This window comes from Streptomyces liangshanensis, from assembly GCF_011694815.1.
Classification (GTDB): domain Bacteria; phylum Actinomycetota; class Actinomycetes; order Streptomycetales; family Streptomycetaceae; genus Streptomyces; species Streptomyces liangshanensis.
In genome coordinates, this window is the sequence record NZ_CP050177.1 from 133,677 (window position 1) to 149,579 (window position 15,903).

At 73.6% G+C, this 15,903-nt stretch carries 19 protein-coding genes; 13 read left to right on the top strand and 6 right to left on the bottom strand.

Annotated features, from left to right (window positions below):
- Positions 1-39: 39 nt before the first annotated feature.
- Entirely contained in the window at positions 40-852 is an 813-nt protein-coding gene (locus tag HA039_RS00605; protein ID WP_167022153.1) for an Fpg/Nei family DNA glycosylase, read from the bottom strand.
- 153 nt (positions 853-1,005) lie between these two features.
- On the opposite strand from HA039_RS00605, the gene HA039_RS00610 reads away from it, so the two are divergent.
- Positions 1,006-1,968 carry a DUF5937 family protein gene (locus tag HA039_RS00610; RefSeq protein ID WP_167022155.1) on the top strand — a complete coding sequence of 321 codons (963 nt, stop codon included), beginning with the start codon at positions 1,006-1,008 and terminating at the stop codon, positions 1,966-1,968.
- A gap of 54 nt (positions 1,969-2,022) precedes the next feature.
- On the opposite strand, the gene HA039_RS00615 is transcribed toward HA039_RS00610, so the two are convergent.
- Entirely contained in the window at positions 2,023-2,427 is a 405-nt protein-coding gene (locus HA039_RS00615; protein WP_167022157.1) for a hypothetical protein, read from the bottom strand.
- A gap of 108 nt (positions 2,428-2,535) precedes the next feature.
- On the opposite strand from HA039_RS00615, the gene HA039_RS00620 reads away from it, so the two are divergent.
- From HA039_RS00620 to HA039_RS00635, 4 genes are all read left to right on the top strand, one after another.
- Positions 2,536-2,892: a hypothetical protein gene (locus HA039_RS00620; protein WP_167022159.1), complete on the top strand. Its 357-nt coding sequence runs from the start codon at positions 2,536-2,538 to the stop codon at positions 2,890-2,892.
- A gap of 152 nt (positions 2,893-3,044) precedes the next feature.
- Positions 3,045-3,167 carry a type B 50S ribosomal protein L36 gene (gene ykgO / locus HA039_RS00625; protein WP_161310538.1) on the top strand — a complete coding sequence of 41 codons (123 nt, stop codon included), beginning with the start codon at positions 3,045-3,047 and terminating at the stop codon, positions 3,165-3,167.
- A 121-nt stretch (positions 3,168-3,288) separates the two neighbouring features.
- Positions 3,289-3,606 carry an SCO5918 family protein gene (locus tag HA039_RS00630; protein ID WP_167022161.1) on the top strand — a complete coding sequence of 106 codons (318 nt, stop codon included), beginning with the start codon at positions 3,289-3,291 and terminating at the stop codon, positions 3,604-3,606.
- A gap of 92 nt (positions 3,607-3,698) precedes the next feature.
- Positions 3,699-4,073 carry a hypothetical protein gene (locus HA039_RS00635; protein ID WP_167022163.1) on the top strand — a complete coding sequence of 125 codons (375 nt, stop codon included), beginning with the start codon at positions 3,699-3,701 and terminating at the stop codon, positions 4,071-4,073.
- Positions 4,074-4,188: 115 nt separating this feature from the next.
- Here HA039_RS00635 and HA039_RS00640 read toward each other — a convergent pair whose 3' ends face one another.
- Positions 4,189-5,778: a DEAD/DEAH box helicase gene (locus HA039_RS00640; protein WP_167022165.1), complete on the bottom strand. Its 1,590-nt coding sequence runs from the start codon at positions 5,776-5,778 to the stop codon at positions 4,189-4,191.
- A gap of 252 nt (positions 5,779-6,030) precedes the next feature.
- Complete coding sequence (locus HA039_RS00645) at positions 6,031-6,234, bottom strand: cold-shock protein (protein WP_014061102.1); 204 nt, start codon at positions 6,232-6,234, stop codon at positions 6,031-6,033.
- A gap of 369 nt (positions 6,235-6,603) precedes the next feature.
- Here HA039_RS00645 and HA039_RS00650 point away from each other — a divergent pair, with 369 nt between their 5' ends.
- The 7 genes from HA039_RS00650 to HA039_RS00680 all read left to right on the top strand — a co-directional run bounded on the left by HA039_RS00650 (position 6,604) and on the right by HA039_RS00680 (position 13,238).
- Positions 6,604-7,245, top strand: coding sequence for a DUF6629 family protein (locus HA039_RS00650; protein ID WP_167022167.1), 642 nt, complete (start codon positions 6,604-6,606; stop codon positions 7,243-7,245).
- A 181-nt stretch (positions 7,246-7,426) separates the two neighbouring features.
- Positions 7,427-8,107: a hypothetical protein gene (locus HA039_RS00655; protein WP_167022169.1), complete on the top strand. Its 681-nt coding sequence runs from the start codon at positions 7,427-7,429 to the stop codon at positions 8,105-8,107.
- A 152-nt stretch (positions 8,108-8,259) separates the two neighbouring features.
- Positions 8,260-8,718, top strand: a complete 459-nt coding sequence (locus HA039_RS00660) for a lamin tail domain-containing protein (RefSeq protein WP_167022171.1) — start codon at positions 8,260-8,262, stop codon at positions 8,716-8,718.
- Positions 8,719-8,888: 170 nt separating this feature from the next.
- On the top strand, positions 8,889-9,581 hold the full coding sequence (locus HA039_RS00665) for a class I SAM-dependent methyltransferase (RefSeq protein WP_167035888.1): 693 nt from the start codon (positions 8,889-8,891) through the stop codon (positions 9,579-9,581).
- 119 nt (positions 9,582-9,700) lie between these two features.
- Complete coding sequence (locus HA039_RS00670) at positions 9,701-10,705, top strand: pyridoxal-phosphate dependent enzyme (protein WP_243869959.1); 1,005 nt, start codon at positions 9,701-9,703, stop codon at positions 10,703-10,705.
- Entirely contained in the window at positions 10,702-11,934 is a 1,233-nt protein-coding gene (locus HA039_RS00675) for an ATP-grasp domain-containing protein (RefSeq protein ID WP_167022173.1), read from the top strand. The genes HA039_RS00670 and HA039_RS00675 overlap by 4 nt, the downstream gene beginning before the upstream one ends.
- A 65-nt stretch (positions 11,935-11,999) precedes the next feature.
- Positions 12,000-13,238, top strand: coding sequence for an MFS transporter (locus HA039_RS00680; RefSeq protein ID WP_425086396.1), 1,239 nt, complete (start codon positions 12,000-12,002; stop codon positions 13,236-13,238).
- Here HA039_RS00680 and HA039_RS00685 read toward each other — a convergent pair.
- Positions 13,186-13,851 (bottom strand): sigma-70 family RNA polymerase sigma factor, encoded by a 666-nt coding sequence (locus HA039_RS00685; protein ID WP_167022177.1) that lies wholly within the window; start codon positions 13,849-13,851, stop codon positions 13,186-13,188. The two genes, HA039_RS00680 and HA039_RS00685, sit on opposite strands and share 53 nt — an antisense overlap.
- Before the next feature lie 146 nt (positions 13,852-13,997).
- On the bottom strand, positions 13,998-14,636 hold the full coding sequence (locus HA039_RS00690; protein WP_243868968.1) for a hypothetical protein: 639 nt from the start codon (positions 14,634-14,636) through the stop codon (positions 13,998-14,000).
- A 257-nt stretch (positions 14,637-14,893) separates the two neighbouring features.
- Here HA039_RS00690 and HA039_RS00695 point away from each other — a divergent pair, with 257 nt between their 5' ends.
- Complete coding sequence (locus tag HA039_RS00695) at positions 14,894-15,901, top strand: ferric reductase-like transmembrane domain-containing protein (protein WP_167022181.1); 1,008 nt, start codon at positions 14,894-14,896, stop codon at positions 15,899-15,901.
- Positions 15,902-15,903 lie beyond the last annotated feature (2 nt).

Sequence of the window (15,903 nt, forward strand, 5' to 3'; positions counted from 1 at the left end):
GGCTCGGGAATCGAGGGGCAGGGAGGCGCGGGCCCCGGGTCAGGGCGCGACCGGGCCGCGCTGGCAGCGCGGGCACCAGTACGTGGGGCGCTCGCGCCCGATCCGGCCGTGGGTCTCGGACGCGACGCGGACGGGCGTACCGCAGACCAGGCAGGACCGGCCCGCGCGGCCGTACACGTACAGGCGGTGGGTGGAGCGGGCCCGGACGGCGGCGCTGGTCGTGGTGCGGTCGACGCTCGCGCGGTTGGCCTCCAGCAGGCGCTTCGCGGCGGGGACCAGACGCTCGATCGCGGCGCAGTCGGCGACGGGGGTCCAGGGGGTGACCTGGGCGAGGAAGCACAGTTCGGCCATGAAGACGTTGCCGATGCCGGCGAGGTTGCGCTGGTCCAGCAGCGCGGAGCCGATCGGGCGGCCGGGGTCGGCGAGCAGCCGGCGCAGCGCCTCGTCCGCGTCCCAGTCGGGCCCGAGGAGGTCGGGGCCCAGGTGTCCCACCACCCGGTCCTCCTCGCCGGTCCGCAGCAGTTCCAGGACGGGCAGCCGGTAGCCCACCGCCGTGCGGTCGGCGGTGGCGAGGACGGCGCGGATCTCGTGGCCGGGGCCGCCGCGCCACGGGGCGCCGGGCTCGTACACCTTCCAGGCGCCGTCCATGCGCAGGTGCGAGTGCAGGGTCCAGCCGCCCTCGACGCGGGTGAGCAGGTGCTTGCCTCGCGGGGTGACGTCGAGGACGGTGCGGCCGGCGAGGTCGACCGTGGCGAGCGAGGGCACGCGCAGGTCGGACCGTACGAGCCGGTGCCCGGCCAGCGCGCCGTGCAGGCGCCGGGCGGCCTGGTACACCGTGTCTCCTTCTGGCATACCTCCATCATGCCGCCCGCCCGGGCAGGCGGCTGCGGGCGGGCGAGCGGCGTCCGGACCTGCGGCGTCTCGGTATCATCGGGGGACGCGGTGTGCTTCCACGGGGTGCGTACGGGCCGGGCCGCCGACGGCGCCGTGCGCGGGGGTACGACAATGGGCCTGCGTTTCCATGTGACCGGTGAGGATCTGCGCCGGATACGGGTGATGGCCGAGCCGGACGTCTCGTGGGAGATGCTGCTGGCCGCGCACATGGCGCAGTCGCCCGAGGTGCCCCCGTCGTTGCGGCGGTGGCGCGCGGCGACCCGGGCCCGGCTGACCGCCCCCGTACGACGGCTGCTCGCGCTGACTCCCGCGCGGGGGTACTCACCGGACTTCCTGACGCCCGCCGAGGGCGCCGAGGGGCTCGCCCCGGTGCTGGAGGCGGTCCGTTCGCTGCCCCGGGCACGGTTGCGGGGGCAGTTGCGCCTGCTGGACCGGCGGCGGCAGGCGCTGCACTGGACGGGTGTGCTCGGTGAGGGCGGCGCCACCGCCCTCACCGGGCTGGCCGAGGGCATGGGGGCGTTCCACCGGTCCTTCGTCGCGCCGTACTGGACGCAGATCAGGGCCCATGTGGCGGCCGAGCACGCCCGGAGCGCGCGGGCGCTGCGCGAGGGCGGCGTGGACCGGTTGCTGGCGACCCTGCACCCGGGCGTGCGGTGGGATCCGCCGGTCCTGGAGCTGACCGGTCTGCGTTTCGACCGGGACGTACGGCTCGGCGGGCGGGGGCTGCGCCTGGTGCCCTCGTACTTCTGCTGGGGCGCCCCGACCGTCCTGCGCGACCCGCGGCTGCCGCCGGTGCTCGTCTATCCCGTGGCGCGTGACCCCGGGCGGCTGTTGCGGGTGGACCACGTCGCCGGTGCGGGGGACGGCCCCGGCGGGTTCGCCGGGGGTCCTCCCGCGCATCTCGCCGACGTGCTGGACTCGTTGCTGGCCGGGCGGACGGACGACGCGGCGGCGGCGCTGCTGGGCATCTCCTCCCGCAGCTACAGCCGCCGCGTGCGCGAGCTGCTGGCCGAGCTCGGCGTCAGCACCCGGTTCCAGGCGGGCGTGGCCGCCGCGCGGCGCGGCTGGATCTGACGGTACGTCACTCCCGCCGCGTGGCGGGCGACTTCACCGCGCGAGGACGGCCCGTCACTCGAAGAAGCGCCGTACCAGCCAGTCCGGCAGCACGTCCGCGGCCGTGATCGGCGGACCGAACTCGTACCCGTGCCGTCCCGGATGCCCGAGCGGCAGATGACACCCCTCCTCCGACACGGCTCCCTTCAGGAACTTCGCCGGGCAGGCGTCCAGTCGTACCAGCTCCCGCCCCGGGCCGTACTCGTCGTCCCCCCAGCGCGCCCACATGTCCCAGGGCGCGGTGGGCCCCGATCCCCTGACACACTGCGCGATCACGTGGTGCGGCCCCGCGTGGCCCGCCTCCAGCGTGCACCACAGACTCGGCTCGACATCGAAACCACCGTCCAACTCCCCCAGGGCGGAGAGCTCTTCCGGCAGGAAGAGGATCCGCGCGGGACAGGACACCTGATAGACCGACATGGTCACCCCCAGGCGGCAAGTGTGGCGCCAGACCCTCGCCACGGGCAGCCCCTGGAGCCGACTTCACCCATTTCGGCTCGATCGCGCTCACCGGGGCAGACGTCATACATGACCACTCAACAGACCGGACCCCACGGTGACGAGCACGTGGGCACCAGGCCACGCTCCCAGGTGGAGGAGGCGTTCCGGGCGCTGGAGGCCGTCGCCGCCGCGCCGAGCGGGCAGACACAGCTCTCCCGCGGCGCCATGACCGGCTATCTCTGGGCGCTGGGGCGGGGCGACGTGGCTCCCGTTACCGGCGCCGCCGGACAGGGGGCGCCCGACCTGTCCGCCCTGACGGCCGAGGCGGACGCGGCGACCGTACAGCTGGAGGACGCCACGCGGCGGACGATCCCCCGGGACTACATCCAGGGGGTGCACGCCGCGCTGGCGTGGGTCTGCGGCCACAGCGACGAGCGCCCCTGACCTCTCACGCGGCCCGTGCGGCCGACGGGAACCAGCCACGCGCCGCGCACACCCCGGACGGCCCGGCGGGAATGGAACCGCCCCTTCCGGCGTTGGCATGCACACGATGTGCGGACCGCCGTGAGGTGGTGCGCCGTACGAAGGGACAGGCCATGAAAGTCCGCCAGTCGCTGCACGCGTTGAAGGCCAAGCCGGGCGCCCAGGTGGTCCGCCGGCGGGGCCGCGTCTTCGTGATCAACAAGAAGGAACCGCGGTTCAAGGCCCGCCAGGGCTGACCGTCCGGGTGACGTGTCACCACCGCGTTCCGGGGGGCCGGGCGAAAGCCCGGCCTCCGATCGTTACTTTTCTGTGGGATGCTGAAGTTTCAGGCTTTCCCCTTCTTCCCCCAGAGGCACTATGCGCTGCGTCATCGCCCGCTTCCCCTTCGAGCTGGTCAAGAGCGAGGTGCAGCAGTCGATGAAGGGCATCAAGCCCGAGCCCATCACGGGTGAGTCCGTGGTCATCGGCCGCCGGGTCTTCCCCGTGAAGCAGGTGGGTGAGGTCATCACCCGCCAGGACCGCCGCGACTTCACGTCCTTCGAGGTCACCAGGGCGCTGACGCGTCTCGGTTTCACCTGCAACCCGGTGGCGCCCGAGCCCGTGGCCGCCCCGGCGCCCGCGCTCTCCCCGCTGGAATCGGCGTCCGCCCTGCTCGGGACGCCCGCACAGAGTTGATCCACCGGTCGTGACCGGGCCGGAGGGCGCGCCCCCTCCGTACGGGTCACGACCCTCCGTGGAGCGCCTCGCGCGTAGTACAGTCAGCGCCCATGTCGAAGCCTGATCATCTGCTTGTTGACATCGCCTCAGCGGTGGAGTCCGAGCAAAGCAATCAGATGTCCCTCACCGTGGTCGTCCAGGGCGCTGTCATCACCGGACGGCTGGCACCCGAAGCCGTCTGGCGCCAGCGGGTGGCCGAGGTGCTGCGGGACTCCGAGCGCCTGGGTCCGTTCGCCGCGGTCTTCGGGTCCGCGGGCAGCGCGGCCGCCCTGCGGCCCGGCGAGGCCCCCACCCATCTGCACTTCCACGTCGCGCGGATCCTCCAGGGGAGCGTGGGCATCCCCGAGACGGGCGGGATGTACCGCATCGCCGTCAAGGACGTCAGCGCCTGGACGGTGGGCGACTTCAGCTACTCCGACCACTGACCGCCCCCTCCCCCGAGCGACCCCACCGACAACACACCGAAGCCCCGGTACCAGCAGGTACCGGGGCTTCGGTGTGTCCGTACGCGCCCGCGTCACGGGCGCGTACGGCGGGTCCTCACGCGGCGCTGCTGCGCGCCGCGGTCGGGGCGGCCGACGCGGACGCCGGGCGCGGCGCCGCGCCGGTGCGGGCGCGGGACGAGGAGCCCGAGCGGTGGCCCTGGCCGCCGGTGCGGCCGCGACCGCGGCCGCCCGCCGACGTACCGCGCTTGCGCTCGGAGACGGGCGCGGTGATGACGACGGGGACACCGGACGGGGCCTGCGCGCCGGTGATGCGGCTCAGTTCGGCCTCGCCGGAGCGGACCTGGGTGATCTGCGGGGTGATGCCGGCGTCGGCCATCAGCCGGGTCATCTCCCGGCGCTGGTTCGGCAGCACCAGGGTGACGACGCTGCCGGACTCACCGGCGCGGGCGGTACGGCCGCCGCGGTGCAGGTAGTCCTTGTGGTCGCTGGGCGGGTCCACGTTGACGACGAGGTCGAGGTCGTCGACGTGGATGCCACGGGCGGCGACGTTGGTGGCCACCAGCACGGTGACGTGGCCCGTCTTGAACTGGGCGAGCGTGCGGGTGCGCTGCGGCTGCGACTTGCCGCCGTGCAGCGCGGCGGCGCGGACGCCGCTGTTCAGCAGGTGCTCGGTCAGCCGGTCGACGGCGTGCTTGGTGTCCAGGAACATCAGCACCCGGCCGTCGCGGGCGGCGATCTCCGTGGTGGTGGCGTACTTGTCGGCGCCGTGCACGTGGAAGAGGTGGTGCTCCATCGTGGTGACCGTGCCCACCGACGCGTCGACCGAGTGGACGACCGGGTCGTGCAGGTAGCGGCGGACCAGGAGGTCGACGTTGCGGTCGAGGGTGGCCGAGAACAGCATCCGCTGCCCGTCGGGGCGCACCTGGTCGAGCAGCGCGGTGACCTGCGGCATGAAGCCCATGTCGGTCATCTGGTCGGCCTCGTCGAGGACGGTGATGGCGACCCGGTCCAGGCGGCAGTCGCCGCGGTCGATGAGGTCCTTGAGCCGGCCCGGGGTGGCGACGACGATCTCGGCGCCGCCGCGCAGCGCGCCGGCCTGCCGGCCGATCGACATGCCGCCGACCACCGTGGTCAGCCGCAGGCGCAGCGACCTGGCGTACGGGGTGAGCGCGTCGGTGACCTGCTGCGCCAGCTCGCGGGTGGGGACGAGGACCAGGGCCAGCGGCTGCTTGGCCTCGGCGCGCTGTCCCGCGGTACGGACGAGCATGGCCAGGCCGAAGGCGAGGGTCTTGCCCGAGCCGGTACGGCCGCGGCCCAGGACGTCCCGGCCGGCCAGCGAGTTCGGCAGCGTGGCGGCCTGGATGGGGAAGGGCTCGTTCATGCCGAGGCTGGTGAGCATGTCGGTCAGCGCGGCCGGCATGTCCAGCTCCGCGAAGCTCGTCACGGCGGGCAGCGCGGGGGTGAGGGTCACCGGCAGGGCGAACTCACCCTGGACGGCGGAGGAGCGGCGTCCGTAGGAGCCACCGGAGCCGCCGCGTCCCGATCCGCCGGAGCGGCCGGGGGCACCCGAGCGGGTGGGGGCGGCACCGGAGCGGAAGCGGCTGACGCCGCCGTTGCCGGTGGCGCCGGAGCCGCCTCCCGTACGGGTACGGGAGTAACGGTCGTTCGTGCGTGTGCGGTTCAATTCCGAACCTTTCTCGATGCGGCACGTATCGAGAATTCTTGGCAGGCAGGAGTGACCGCACAGAGAATCGCAAGAACGAGCCGGAATTTCGTTGAACGGAGCCACGCCGGGGCGGAAAGGGCCTGAGCCGGCGTATTTGGTCTCACGTCGCCCGAGGCGGCCTTCTCGGCGGTCCGGGCGGGTCCTGCAAAAAGCAACGAGCTGGGGTCCGCATCCCAAGGAGCGGACCCCAGCTTGTCATGCGCCCAGGCGTCAGGCGGGAACGATGTTCTCCGCCTGCGGGCCCTTCTGGCCCTGCGTGACGTCGAAGTTCACCTTCTGGCCCTCCTGGAGCTCGCGGAAGCCCTGGGCGGCGATGTTCGAGTAGTGGGCGAAGACGTCAGCGCCGCCACCGTCCTGCTCGATGAAGCCGAAACCCTTTTCCGCGTTGAACCACTTGACGGTACCACTGGCCATTTTGATCTCCTTCGGGGCAATGTGCCCGGAGGTCCGCACTGTGCGCACCCCACGTCGCCGCGATGATTACCCCGTCCGGAAGAATCCGGAAATACAAAAGCGCACCTACCGGCACATAAAGCCGGAAAGAGCACTTGAAGTCTTTGGGAACCACAACTGCAACTGAGATCAACAGTAGCACGGTGCATGTGGACAAGCACGGCAGGTGTTATCACTCCGCCTGCCGTGCCATAAATACTGGCCGCGCATCGAGGCTATTTCTGTACCCGCCGCAATAGATATCGCCCGGATCCCGGGCGGCCCTTCGCGCGCGGATTTAACCGGTGTCGCCGCCGGGTGCGGTCCCGGTGGCGCACGTACGGTGGCGCCATGTGCTGGAGCGCGACGGCCGATCTGGTGGCGGGCGCCGCGATCGCGGCGGTCGGCGTGGCCTGTGTGGCGCGCGTGCGCCGACCCCGTGACCTCCCGCTCGCCGCGCTGCCGCTGCTCCTCGGCGCCCACCAGATCACCGAGGCGGTCGTGTGGGACGGCGGCGGGGGCAGCGGTCCCGCCACGCTCGCCTGGGCCGTGGTGGCGATGCCCCTCCTCGCGGTGTGGGTGCCGCTGGGCGTCCTGCTGGCCGCCCCGCCCACCGCCAGGCGCCGGCTGCTGGTGCCCGCCGTCGTGGGGCTCGGCGTCGGCGCTGTCCTCTCCTTCTCCCTGTCGGCGCGGACCGTACGGGCGGAGGTGCGCGGTCACACCGTCGGGTACGTCCTCGACCTCCCGCACGCGCCGGTGGTCGTGGCGGCCTACCTGCTCGCCACGCTCGGGGCGCTGCTGCTCGCCGCCGATCCCCTCCTCCGGCTGCTCGGCGGGACCGTCGCGGCCGGGGCGGTCGTGTGCGCGCTGCTGTGGCGGCTGGAGTTCGTCTCCACCTGGTGTGCGGTGGCCGCGGTGGCGTCGGTCATGCTTTTCGGCTGGGTCCGGCGCACGGGCCGGGAGTTCACGCCCCGCGACGCCGGAACACACTGAACTCCCTTGCAGGCGGCCCCCGTAGAGGCCTGAAAGGCCACCGGCGGGGCGGGCCGGGGCCGTTCGGATCCGGGGCCGGGGTGTCAAGGATTACTCAATACACAACAACACACCTTAGGCTGCGGTACAGAGGTCACCCTCGTGGGACAACAGCGGTGGCCCGGAACGGAAGGCGACCACCATGTCCACCACGTCCAACACGACCGGAACACCCGGCGGCCCCGGCAGCATCGACGCGACCACCGCGCTCCTGGAGGCCGAACTCCCGCGCCTGGAAGAGCACCAGCAGACCCTGGAGAAGGACCTCGCCGCGGTCACCGAGCGGCTGGAGTCCGTGCGCGCCGCGCTCAGCGCGCTGCGGGCCCTGTCCCTCGCGCCCCACCTCCAGGAGCCCGAGCAGGCCGCCGCCGTGCCGGCGCCGGTCACGGAGGCCGTGGCGGCAGTGGCCGACACCACCGACGTGGCCGTCGGGACGGCCGCTCCCGCGGGGCGCAAGGCGGCCTCCGGCATCAAGCGGAAGCTGCCCGCGGCGGGGCCCAAGAAGCAGGGCCAGACCCGGCCGCCGGCCAAGAAGAACACCGCCTCGAAGCGCGTGAAGGCCGTGAAGCCCGCCAAGGCCGCGCCCGCCGTGACGCCGGCGGACGACACGTCCGACGCGGCCGGCGGCCTCACGGAGCAGGTCATCCAGATCCTCAAGGACGCGGGCGACTCGCCGGTGCGGGCCCGCGACGTCGCGGCGAAGCTGGGCCGCGACGACAGTCCCGGCAGCATCAACGCCGTGCGCAGCACGCTCGACCGGCTCGTGGCCACCTCCCGCGCCCACCGCGCGGGCCGGGGCCTCTACCAGTCACCGGGCAACTGACCGGGGCGCCCGGCGGGCGCGCGGTGCGGCCAGAGCGTATTTTCCGTCCCTATTTCGCAACAGGCCGTGTCCGGCCGGGACAAGATGCGTAATGTCCGGCACCTCGCGCCCGCCTCGTCGTGCGGCGCCCCATCCGAACAGGACGCCCCTGCATGCCCCGTACCCGCATAGCCACCACCGCCGTCGCCACCGCGGCCGCGGCGGCCGCCGCCCTGCTCCTGTCCCCCGGGCAGGCCCAGGCCGCCGGATCCGTGCACCTCACGAAGATCTGGTACAACTCCCCGGGCTCGGACCTGCGTTCCAACGCCAGCCTCAACGGCGAGTGGGTCCAGATCAAGAACACCACCACCAAGTCCGTGAGCCTCAAGGGCTGGACGCTCACCGACGCCTCGAAGCACGCCTACACCTTCGGTACGTTCACGCTGAAGGCGGGAAAGACCGTCACCGTGAAGACCGGCAAGGGCACGAACACCGCCGCCACGGTGTTCCAGCAGCGCGGCGCCTACGTCTGGAACAACGACAAGGACACCGCGACCCTGCGGCGTGCGAACAAGGCCGTGCAGGACACCTGCGCCTACAACGCCCCGAGATCCTCCTCCAAGGCCTGCTGAGCCCGGACCGGCCCTCCTCCTCTTCGCGCCGCATCGCCGGGAACCCGACGGGGTCGGCAGCCGACCACTGAGGGAGAAGGTGAGCCGGTGGGGCCGTGAGGTCCAGGAGGAGGGCCGTGGTGTCGAAGTGGTACGAGGACGAATCTCTCTGGTGCGACTTCGCCTCCACGATGTTCTCGGCGGACCGGGGTGAGACCGCCGCCGAACTGGTGCGGACCTCGCCCCTCCTGGACTTCCCGGCCGGCACCCGGGTCCTCGACCTGTGCTGCGGGCCCGGCCTCTTCCTGCTGCCGCTGGCCCGCCGCGGGTACGCCGTCACCGGGGTCGACCTCAGCCCGTCCCTGCTGGACCGGGCCGCCGGCGTGTGCGCGGAGGCGGAGGTCGACGTACGGCTCGTGCGGGCCGACATGCTCGCGTACGCGGATCCCGGCTCGTTCGACGTCGTGCTCAACGTCTTCACGTCGTTCGGCTACTTCGACGACCCCGAGGACAACCTCCAGGTGCTGCGCAACGCGTGGACGAGCCTCGCGCCCGGCGGGCGGCTCCTGGTCGACGTGATGGGGAAGGAGGTCCTGGCCGGCTGGATCGGCCGGCCGCAGGCCGTCGACCTCCCGGACGGCGCGTACGTGGTGCAGCGCGACGTCGTCCTCGACAGCTGGCGGCGGCTGCGCACCGACTGGACCCTGGTGCGCGGCACGACGGCCCGTACCGCCTCGATCACCTCCTTCCTCTACAGCGGCGCCGAGCTGCACGACCTGTTCGTGGCCGCCGGTTTCAGCGATGTCGAGTGCTTCGGCGGCTTCGACGGCTCCCCGTACGACCAGCGGTCGCGGCGGCTGATCATCAGGGGGACCAGGAAATGAGGCCCCGGGACGTCATGGCGCCGCACCTCGGCCACCCCGCCGCCGCTCCCCCGGCCCCGGCCCCCGCTCCCCCCGTGGCGGCGCAGCCCGTACCCGTGCACGCCCACATCACCGACGCGATGAAGGCCCCGGACCTGGTCCGGCTGGGCGACAACGTGGTCCTGGCCCGGTTCGAGACGATGAAGGTGTACGCGGCGCTGGGCGCGGTCCGCTCACTGCTGCGCTCGGGGCGGGTCGTGCCGGGCCAGACGCTCGTGGACAGTTCGAGCGGCATCTACGCGCTGGCCCTCGCGATGGCCTGCCACCGTTACGGCCTGCGCTGCCATATCGTGGCCTCCACGACCGTCGACGCCGTGATGCGGGCGCAGTTGGAGGTGCTCGGCGCGACCGTCGACCAGATGCCGCCGTCGAGCAGCCTGCGCCTGGACCAGGAGCGGCGCGTACGGCACGTACGCCAACTGCTGGCGGAGCGGCCGGACTTCCACTGGATGCGGCAGTACCACGACCCCGTGCACTACGCGGGCTACGCCGAGTTCGCCGGGCTGGTCGCGGGCGCGCTGCCCGACGCCGAGCTGACGGTCGTGGGCGCGGTGGGCACGGGCGCGTCCACGGGCGGTCTGGTGCAGGCGCTGCGCCGCTCGGGGCGGCCGGTGCGGCTGGTGGGGATCCAGCCGTTCGGCAGTGTGACGTTCGGGAGCGAGCGGTTCAGCGATCCGGAGGCGATCATCGCGGGCATCGGCAGCTCCATCCCGTTCGAGAACGTGCGGCACGAGCTGTACGACACACTGCACTGGGTGGACTTCCGCCACGCCATGGCGGGCGCGGTGGGCCTGCTGCGGGACCACGCGGTGTTCGCGGGGCTGTCCACCGGGGCGGCGCACCTGGTCGCCTCGTGGGAGGCGGCCCTCGATCCCGGGCGGCTGCACCTGGTCATCGGCGCCGACACCGGACACCGGTACGCGGAACGGGTGTTCGCCCGGCACGCGGAGGCGCTGGACCGGTCGTCGCTGCGGCCGCGGCGGATCGCGGCCCTCGACGAACTGCGGCCGCCGTGGTCGGTGATGGAGTGGGCCCGGCGGGCCCACCAGGAGTCCGGCGGGACGCCGGCGAAGGAGGTCTCATGACGGTGGTCGCGCTGGAAGCGCTGTCCTTCGGGCTGGCGAGGACGGCGGCGGCCGCGGCGGCCGCCGGGCACCGGCTGTGCCTGCTCACCGGTGACCGGTCGGTCTACCGGCACGAGCTGGACACACTGCCGTCCGGTGCCGCGCTGGACGTGGTGGACGTCGACACCTTCGACGTGGAGGCCACCCGGCGGGCGTTCGCCGCCGTGCCCGGGGTCGCCGGGATCGTCAACACCACCGACACGTGGAGTGTGCCGGCGGCGGTCCTCGCCGCCGAGGCGGGGCTGCCGGGGCCGGACCCGGAGTCCGTACGGCTGCTGCGGGACAAGGCCCGGGTGCGGGATCTCCTGCACGGCAGGGGCCTGGGGAAGAGCCCCGCGCTGCGGGTGGCCCCGGACCCCGGGAGCGCGGCGGAGGTGCTCCGTACGGTCGGCCTGCCCGCGGTCCTCAAGGACACGGCGGGCACCTCCTCGCGCGACGTCTGGGTGGTCAGGGACGAGGAGGCGCTGCGCGCCGCGCTCGGGGAGGCGGGCGAACGCGCCCTCACCGGGGGGCTGTTCGCCGAGCCGTTCCTGTCGGGGCCGCTCTACAGCGCGGAGACGCTCAGCTGGGGCGGCGAGAGCCGGCTGCTGGGGGTGCTCAGCCGGCAGACGTCGCGGGAGCCCGCGGTACGGGAGGAGGCGGCGGCCTTCCCGGTGGTGTTCCCGCCCGGCGGGCTCGGCGAGATCGAGGAGTGGGTGGGCCGGGTCCTGCACACCGCGGGGCACCACGACGGCTTCGCGCACGTGGAGTTCGTCCTCACCTCCGAGGGCCCGCGGCTGGTCGAGATCAACCGGCGGATCGGCGGCGCGCTGGTCGGCGAGGCGCTGTGCCTGTCGCTCCGGACCAATGTGTACGAGGCGATGATCGAGGTGGCGCTCGGGGTGCGGCCCGCGCTGATGGACGTACATCTGGAACACACCGGTCCGGCCAGTGGCTTCGTCCTCGTCTACGCGGACCGGCCCGGCGTCCTGACCGGGTGGCGCGGGCTCGACGGGCTGGGTGACTACCCGGGCTCGGTGCGGTGGTTCCCGACGCGGGCGCCGGGGGACGCGGTGCGGTACGTGCACGACCAGCGCGGTTGTACGGGCATCGTGCTGGCGGAGGGCGCCACCGCGGAGCTGGCGCTGCACCGGGCGCTGAGCGCGGCCGGGGGTGTGCGGGCCGTGGTCGTGGCCGACGACGGCCCGTGAGCGCGGGGCCCGGGGCGGGCACCGGCACCGGCCCGGGGACGGCCGGGACCGGGGCCGGTGGGCGGCTGTGGTCGGGGCCCCGGTCGTTCCTGTTGGGTGCCTCGTTCCTGATCACGCTGGGCAGCTTCGCCGTCCTGCCGTACATGTCGGTGCTGTTGCACGAGCGGCTGGGGCTCGGCCTCGGCACGGTCGGTGTGGTGCTCGCCGTGGCCTCGCTGGTGCAGTTCTCCGGCGGGGTGGTGGGCGGGGCGCTGGCCCGGCGGATCGGGTTGCGGGCGACGATGGTGGTGGCGCTGGCGGTCCGTACGGCGGGGTTCGCGGCGTTCGTGCCGGGGCTGGCGAGTCCGGTGGCATCGATCGGCGCGCTGTTCCTGGTGTCGTGCGGGGCGGCGCTGTACCTCCCGGCGAACAAGGCGTATCTGGTGGAGGGGGCGCCGGAGCGGGACCGGCCGCGGCTGTTGTCGGCGAGCGGTTCCGCGTTCAACGCGGGGATCGCGCTGGGGCCCCCGCTGGCGGCGCCGTTCGTGCTCGCCTCGCCGGCCGCGCTGTTCACCGTGGTCGCCGTGCTGTTCGCGGCGGTGGGGGTGGGGCACGCCCTGCTCCCGGCCGCGGTCCGCCCGGAGGGCGCCGCGAAGGACACCGCCGACGGGCGTGGCGGCGCCGTGAGGAAGGGGGACGGGGTCCCGCCGTTCCTCGTCACCGTCGTGAGCGTGTACGTCTTCATGTTCTTCCAGCACTACCTGGCGCTGTACGCGGTCCCCCGGACCTCGGCGTCGTTCTACGGCTTCGTGCTGATGGCGTACGCGGGCCTCCTCGTCGTCGCGCAGCCGCCGCTGTCCCGGTGGGTCGCCGGGCTCACGTACCCGGGCGCGATGCGGGTGGGGTTCGGCGCGATGGCGGCCGGGACGGCGGCCATCGGGGTCGGCGGGTACGCGGGCATCGGGGCGGGCGCGGCGCTGATCTGCGGGGGTGAGCTGGTCCTCTTCCTCAAGAACGACCTGGAGGCGCTGGCCCGTTCGTCGGCGCCCCCGGCCTCGGTCTTCGGCCGGCAGCGGCTGGCGGCGGGCATCGGGGCGTTCGCGAGCGGGGTGGTCGGGGGGCAGTTGTACGGGGTGGCCGAGGGGGCGGGCTCCGCCGGGGTGTTCTGGTGGGTGGTGTCCGCGCAGTGCGTGGTGCTGCCGGTGGTGCTGACGGCGGCGGTGCGTCACCGGTACGGCGGGGCGGCCGCGCGGGCCGGTGACGCACCGGGGGTCAGGCCGGCTGCCCGGCGAGGGCGGCGCCGTCGGCCTGCCAGACCGACGTGAGGTCGCGCCGGGCGCGCGCGACGCGGGAACGGACCGTTCCGACCGGGCAGTCGGCGGCGACGGCGGCCTCCGCGTAGGACAGGCCGAGGAGTTGGGTCAGGACGAAGGCCTGGCGGCGTGGCCCATTCATCGCGTCGAGGAGGTCGAACACCGCCACGCTCTCGTCGAAGCCCGGCAGATGGCGTGGCTGGGCGCGCTCGGCGGCCAGCTGCCAGTCGGCGGAATCGGCGACGCGGGGGCGGGCGGCGGCGCTGCGGTAGCGGTCGACGACCACGCGCCGTGCTATCGACAGCAGCCAGGTCCGGGCGCAGGCGCGTCCGGCGAAGCCGGCGAGTCCGGTGAAGGCCCGCAGGTAGGTCTCCTGGGCCAGGTCGTCGGCGCCGGGCACGTCACCGGTGAGGTGGGCGACGAACCGCCGTACGTCGTCGTACGTGGCGCGTACGAAGTGCTCGGCGGCCTCCCGGTCGCCGCGTCCCGCGGCGAGGGCCCACGCGGTGACGCGGGCGTCCCGGTGGCTGTCGTGGCGGGCGCCGTTCCGCACGGGGGCGGGGGCGGCGGTCCGGGGCACGGTGGCGGACGTCGTGGGGGGAACGGTGGTCGGGGCAGGGAACATCGCAAGAAGTCCTTCGCGTCCTCGTGGGCCGTCCCTTCGGGATCGGGCCCCCTCGGTGGCCGGGCTCCGGGCGGTTGCGGGTCACCGGAGCGCGGCATGACGGTGTACTCCCCCGGCCCCGGTCGAGCCGGCGGGCGGGCGGGAGGTCAGCGGCAGGACGGAAGGAGCGGGGGGCCGCGCCGGGAGACCGGGTCGAGGACGACGCGGAGGCCGGGGCGGCGGGGCGTCCGGTGCGGGACGGGGACGCGGGCGGCGGGCCGGGGGTGGTGTCCGGTGCCGGTGCGGGACAGGACCCGCCAGGCCAGGCGGAGCGGGGTGCCGATGAACAGGGCGAGGCTGCGGGCGAGTTGGCGGACCGCGCGCTCGCCCCGCCACAGCCACCAGCCGCACAGCAGACCGGCGAGGAGGTGGGCGGCCGCCATGCCGGCGGTCGGGGCGTGGCCGTCGTACGTCATCCTCAGCGCCATCAGGTCGGCGGAGTCCGCCGTCATCTCCTGGTGCGCGTGGGCCATGCTCATCGTCGTTCCGGCGCGGCCGCCGCCGGGGGCGCCGTTCGGGCCCGGCGTGCCCCGCGCGGGCAGGCAGAGCGGCAGCGCACCGAACAGGTAGTGCAGGGCGGCCTGTCCGACGGCGGACGCGCCCACCACGACGGGGGCGCCGTGTGCGCGGCCCGTCAGCCACCAGCCGGCCGCGAGCGCCAGTACGAAGGCGCCGCCGAGGGCGGGTAAGGGGACGGGACCGCCGGAGCTGAGGGCGTGGCCGAGGCCGGACACGACGACACACACGGCAGCGAAGATCGCGGCACGTGTGAGACGGAGTGCGGGCCCGGCTCCCATGACGGTCATCGTGCCACCCGTCCGGGAGCCTCGGAAAAGGGCAACCGATCCTGATACGTCGCCCGTTCGCCCGCTAAGAAGCGAAAACGCCGCCCTGTGATCCATGTCACACGACATCGCGGGGAACTTTCGCGGTACGCGGGCCGACTCCTCGGGAGACGCGCGTGCCCCCGCTCCGCCCCACGCCACCGAGAAGGCCGTTACCCATGAAGCCGTCCCCCGTGCCCGCCGCTCCCGACCCGGCGGGCGGACCCGCAGGAACCGACACCGCCACGGACACCGGGGCGCGGCAAGACGCCGGCCGTTCCCCGGGCCGGGTCACCCTCCGCTCGGACCTGCGGGCCTCCGTGCCCGACGGCCTGATCGCCCTGCTGGTCACCGCGGCGGTCTTCGCGCTGATCTACGCCCGTATCAAGGCGAAGACGTCGTCGACGGTGTCCGTGATGCCGTTCATGGCCGACGCGGGCGGCTTCTGGATGTACTTCCTCAGCCAGGCCTTCGGCTGGACCGCGCTCCTGTGGGCCTGGACCACCGTGGTCCTCGGCCTGCTGCTCAGCGGCCCCACACCCCGGTGGCTGCCGATGTCGGCCCCGCGCCTGGAGCGCCTCCACCGCACCACGAGCCTCAACACCATCTCCCTCATCTTCGCCCACGCACTCCTGTTCGCCGCCGAGTTGGTGCGCCACGACACCGCGCGCTGGAACTCCGCCGTCTGGACCGCGTTCGTCGAGGCCTTCGTGCCGGGCGGGTACGACTCCGGGACCGGCCGGTGGGCGATGCCGATCGGCCAGGCCGCGCTCTACCTGGCGATCCCGCTCGGGCTGCTCTTCTACGTCAGGCACCGCATCGGTCCGCGGACCTGGCGGGTCCTGCACCGCTTCGTGATCGTCGTGTACGTCCTGAGCGTGTGGCACACCCTGCTGTACGGCACCAACGTCTGGTACGACGGCTGGTTCAGGACCACCGTGTGGCTGCTCCAACTGCCCATCGCCGCCCTCCTGCTGGGCCGTCTGCTGTTCCCCGCGCGCCGCTCCGAGCGGCTGGCGCGGCCCGGCGCCCACACCGGCCCGGCCGCGGGCTGGGCCCTGCGGTTCACCGGACGGTTCGCGGCGGCCGCCGTCATCGCCGCCCTCCTCGCCATCCTGGTCAGCGGGAACGACGGCGGCCGGAGCGTCCCGCCCGAGGACACCTCGTCCACCCACAACCACGACTGAGC

Excerpts from the sequence above, each read along its gene's own strand:
- HA039_RS00650 (WP_167022167.1), top strand. The coding sequence starts at position 6,604 with ATGTGCTGGAGCGCGACGGCCGATCTGGTGGCGGGCGCCGCGATCGCG.
- HA039_RS00695 (WP_167022181.1), top strand. The coding sequence starts at position 14,894 with ATGAAGCCGTCCCCCGTGCCCGCCGCTCCCGACCCGGCGGGCGGACCC.
- HA039_RS00630 (WP_167022161.1), top strand. The coding sequence starts at position 3,289 with ATGCGCTGCGTCATCGCCCGCTTCCCCTTCGAGCTGGTCAAGAGCGAG.
- HA039_RS00675 (WP_167022173.1), top strand. The coding sequence starts at position 10,702 with ATGACGGTGGTCGCGCTGGAAGCGCTGTCCTTCGGGCTGGCGAGGACG.
- HA039_RS00620 (WP_167022159.1), top strand. The coding sequence starts at position 2,536 with ATGACCACTCAACAGACCGGACCCCACGGTGACGAGCACGTGGGCACC.
- HA039_RS00670 (WP_243869959.1), top strand. The coding sequence starts at position 9,701 with ATGAAGGCCCCGGACCTGGTCCGGCTGGGCGACAACGTGGTCCTGGCC.
- HA039_RS00635 (WP_167022163.1), top strand. The coding sequence starts at position 3,699 with ATGTCGAAGCCTGATCATCTGCTTGTTGACATCGCCTCAGCGGTGGAG.
- HA039_RS00660 (WP_167022171.1), top strand. The coding sequence starts at position 8,260 with ATGCCCCGTACCCGCATAGCCACCACCGCCGTCGCCACCGCGGCCGCG.
- ykgO (WP_161310538.1), top strand. The coding sequence starts at position 3,045 with ATGAAAGTCCGCCAGTCGCTGCACGCGTTGAAGGCCAAGCCGGGCGCC.
- HA039_RS00655 (WP_167022169.1), top strand. The coding sequence starts at position 7,427 with ATGTCCACCACGTCCAACACGACCGGAACACCCGGCGGCCCCGGCAGC.
- HA039_RS00665 (WP_167035888.1), top strand. The coding sequence starts at position 8,889 with ATGTTCTCGGCGGACCGGGGTGAGACCGCCGCCGAACTGGTGCGGACC.
- HA039_RS00685 (WP_167022177.1), bottom strand. The coding sequence starts at position 13,851 with ATGTTCCCTGCCCCGACCACCGTTCCCCCCACGACGTCCGCCACCGTG.
- HA039_RS00605 (WP_167022153.1), bottom strand. The coding sequence starts at position 852 with ATGCCAGAAGGAGACACGGTGTACCAGGCCGCCCGGCGCCTGCACGGC.
- HA039_RS00645 (WP_014061102.1), bottom strand. The coding sequence starts at position 6,234 with ATGGCCAGTGGTACCGTCAAGTGGTTCAACGCGGAAAAGGGTTTCGGC.
- HA039_RS00610 (WP_167022155.1), top strand. The coding sequence starts at position 1,006 with ATGGGCCTGCGTTTCCATGTGACCGGTGAGGATCTGCGCCGGATACGG.
- HA039_RS00615 (WP_167022157.1), bottom strand. The coding sequence starts at position 2,427 with ATGTCGGTCTATCAGGTGTCCTGTCCCGCGCGGATCCTCTTCCTGCCG.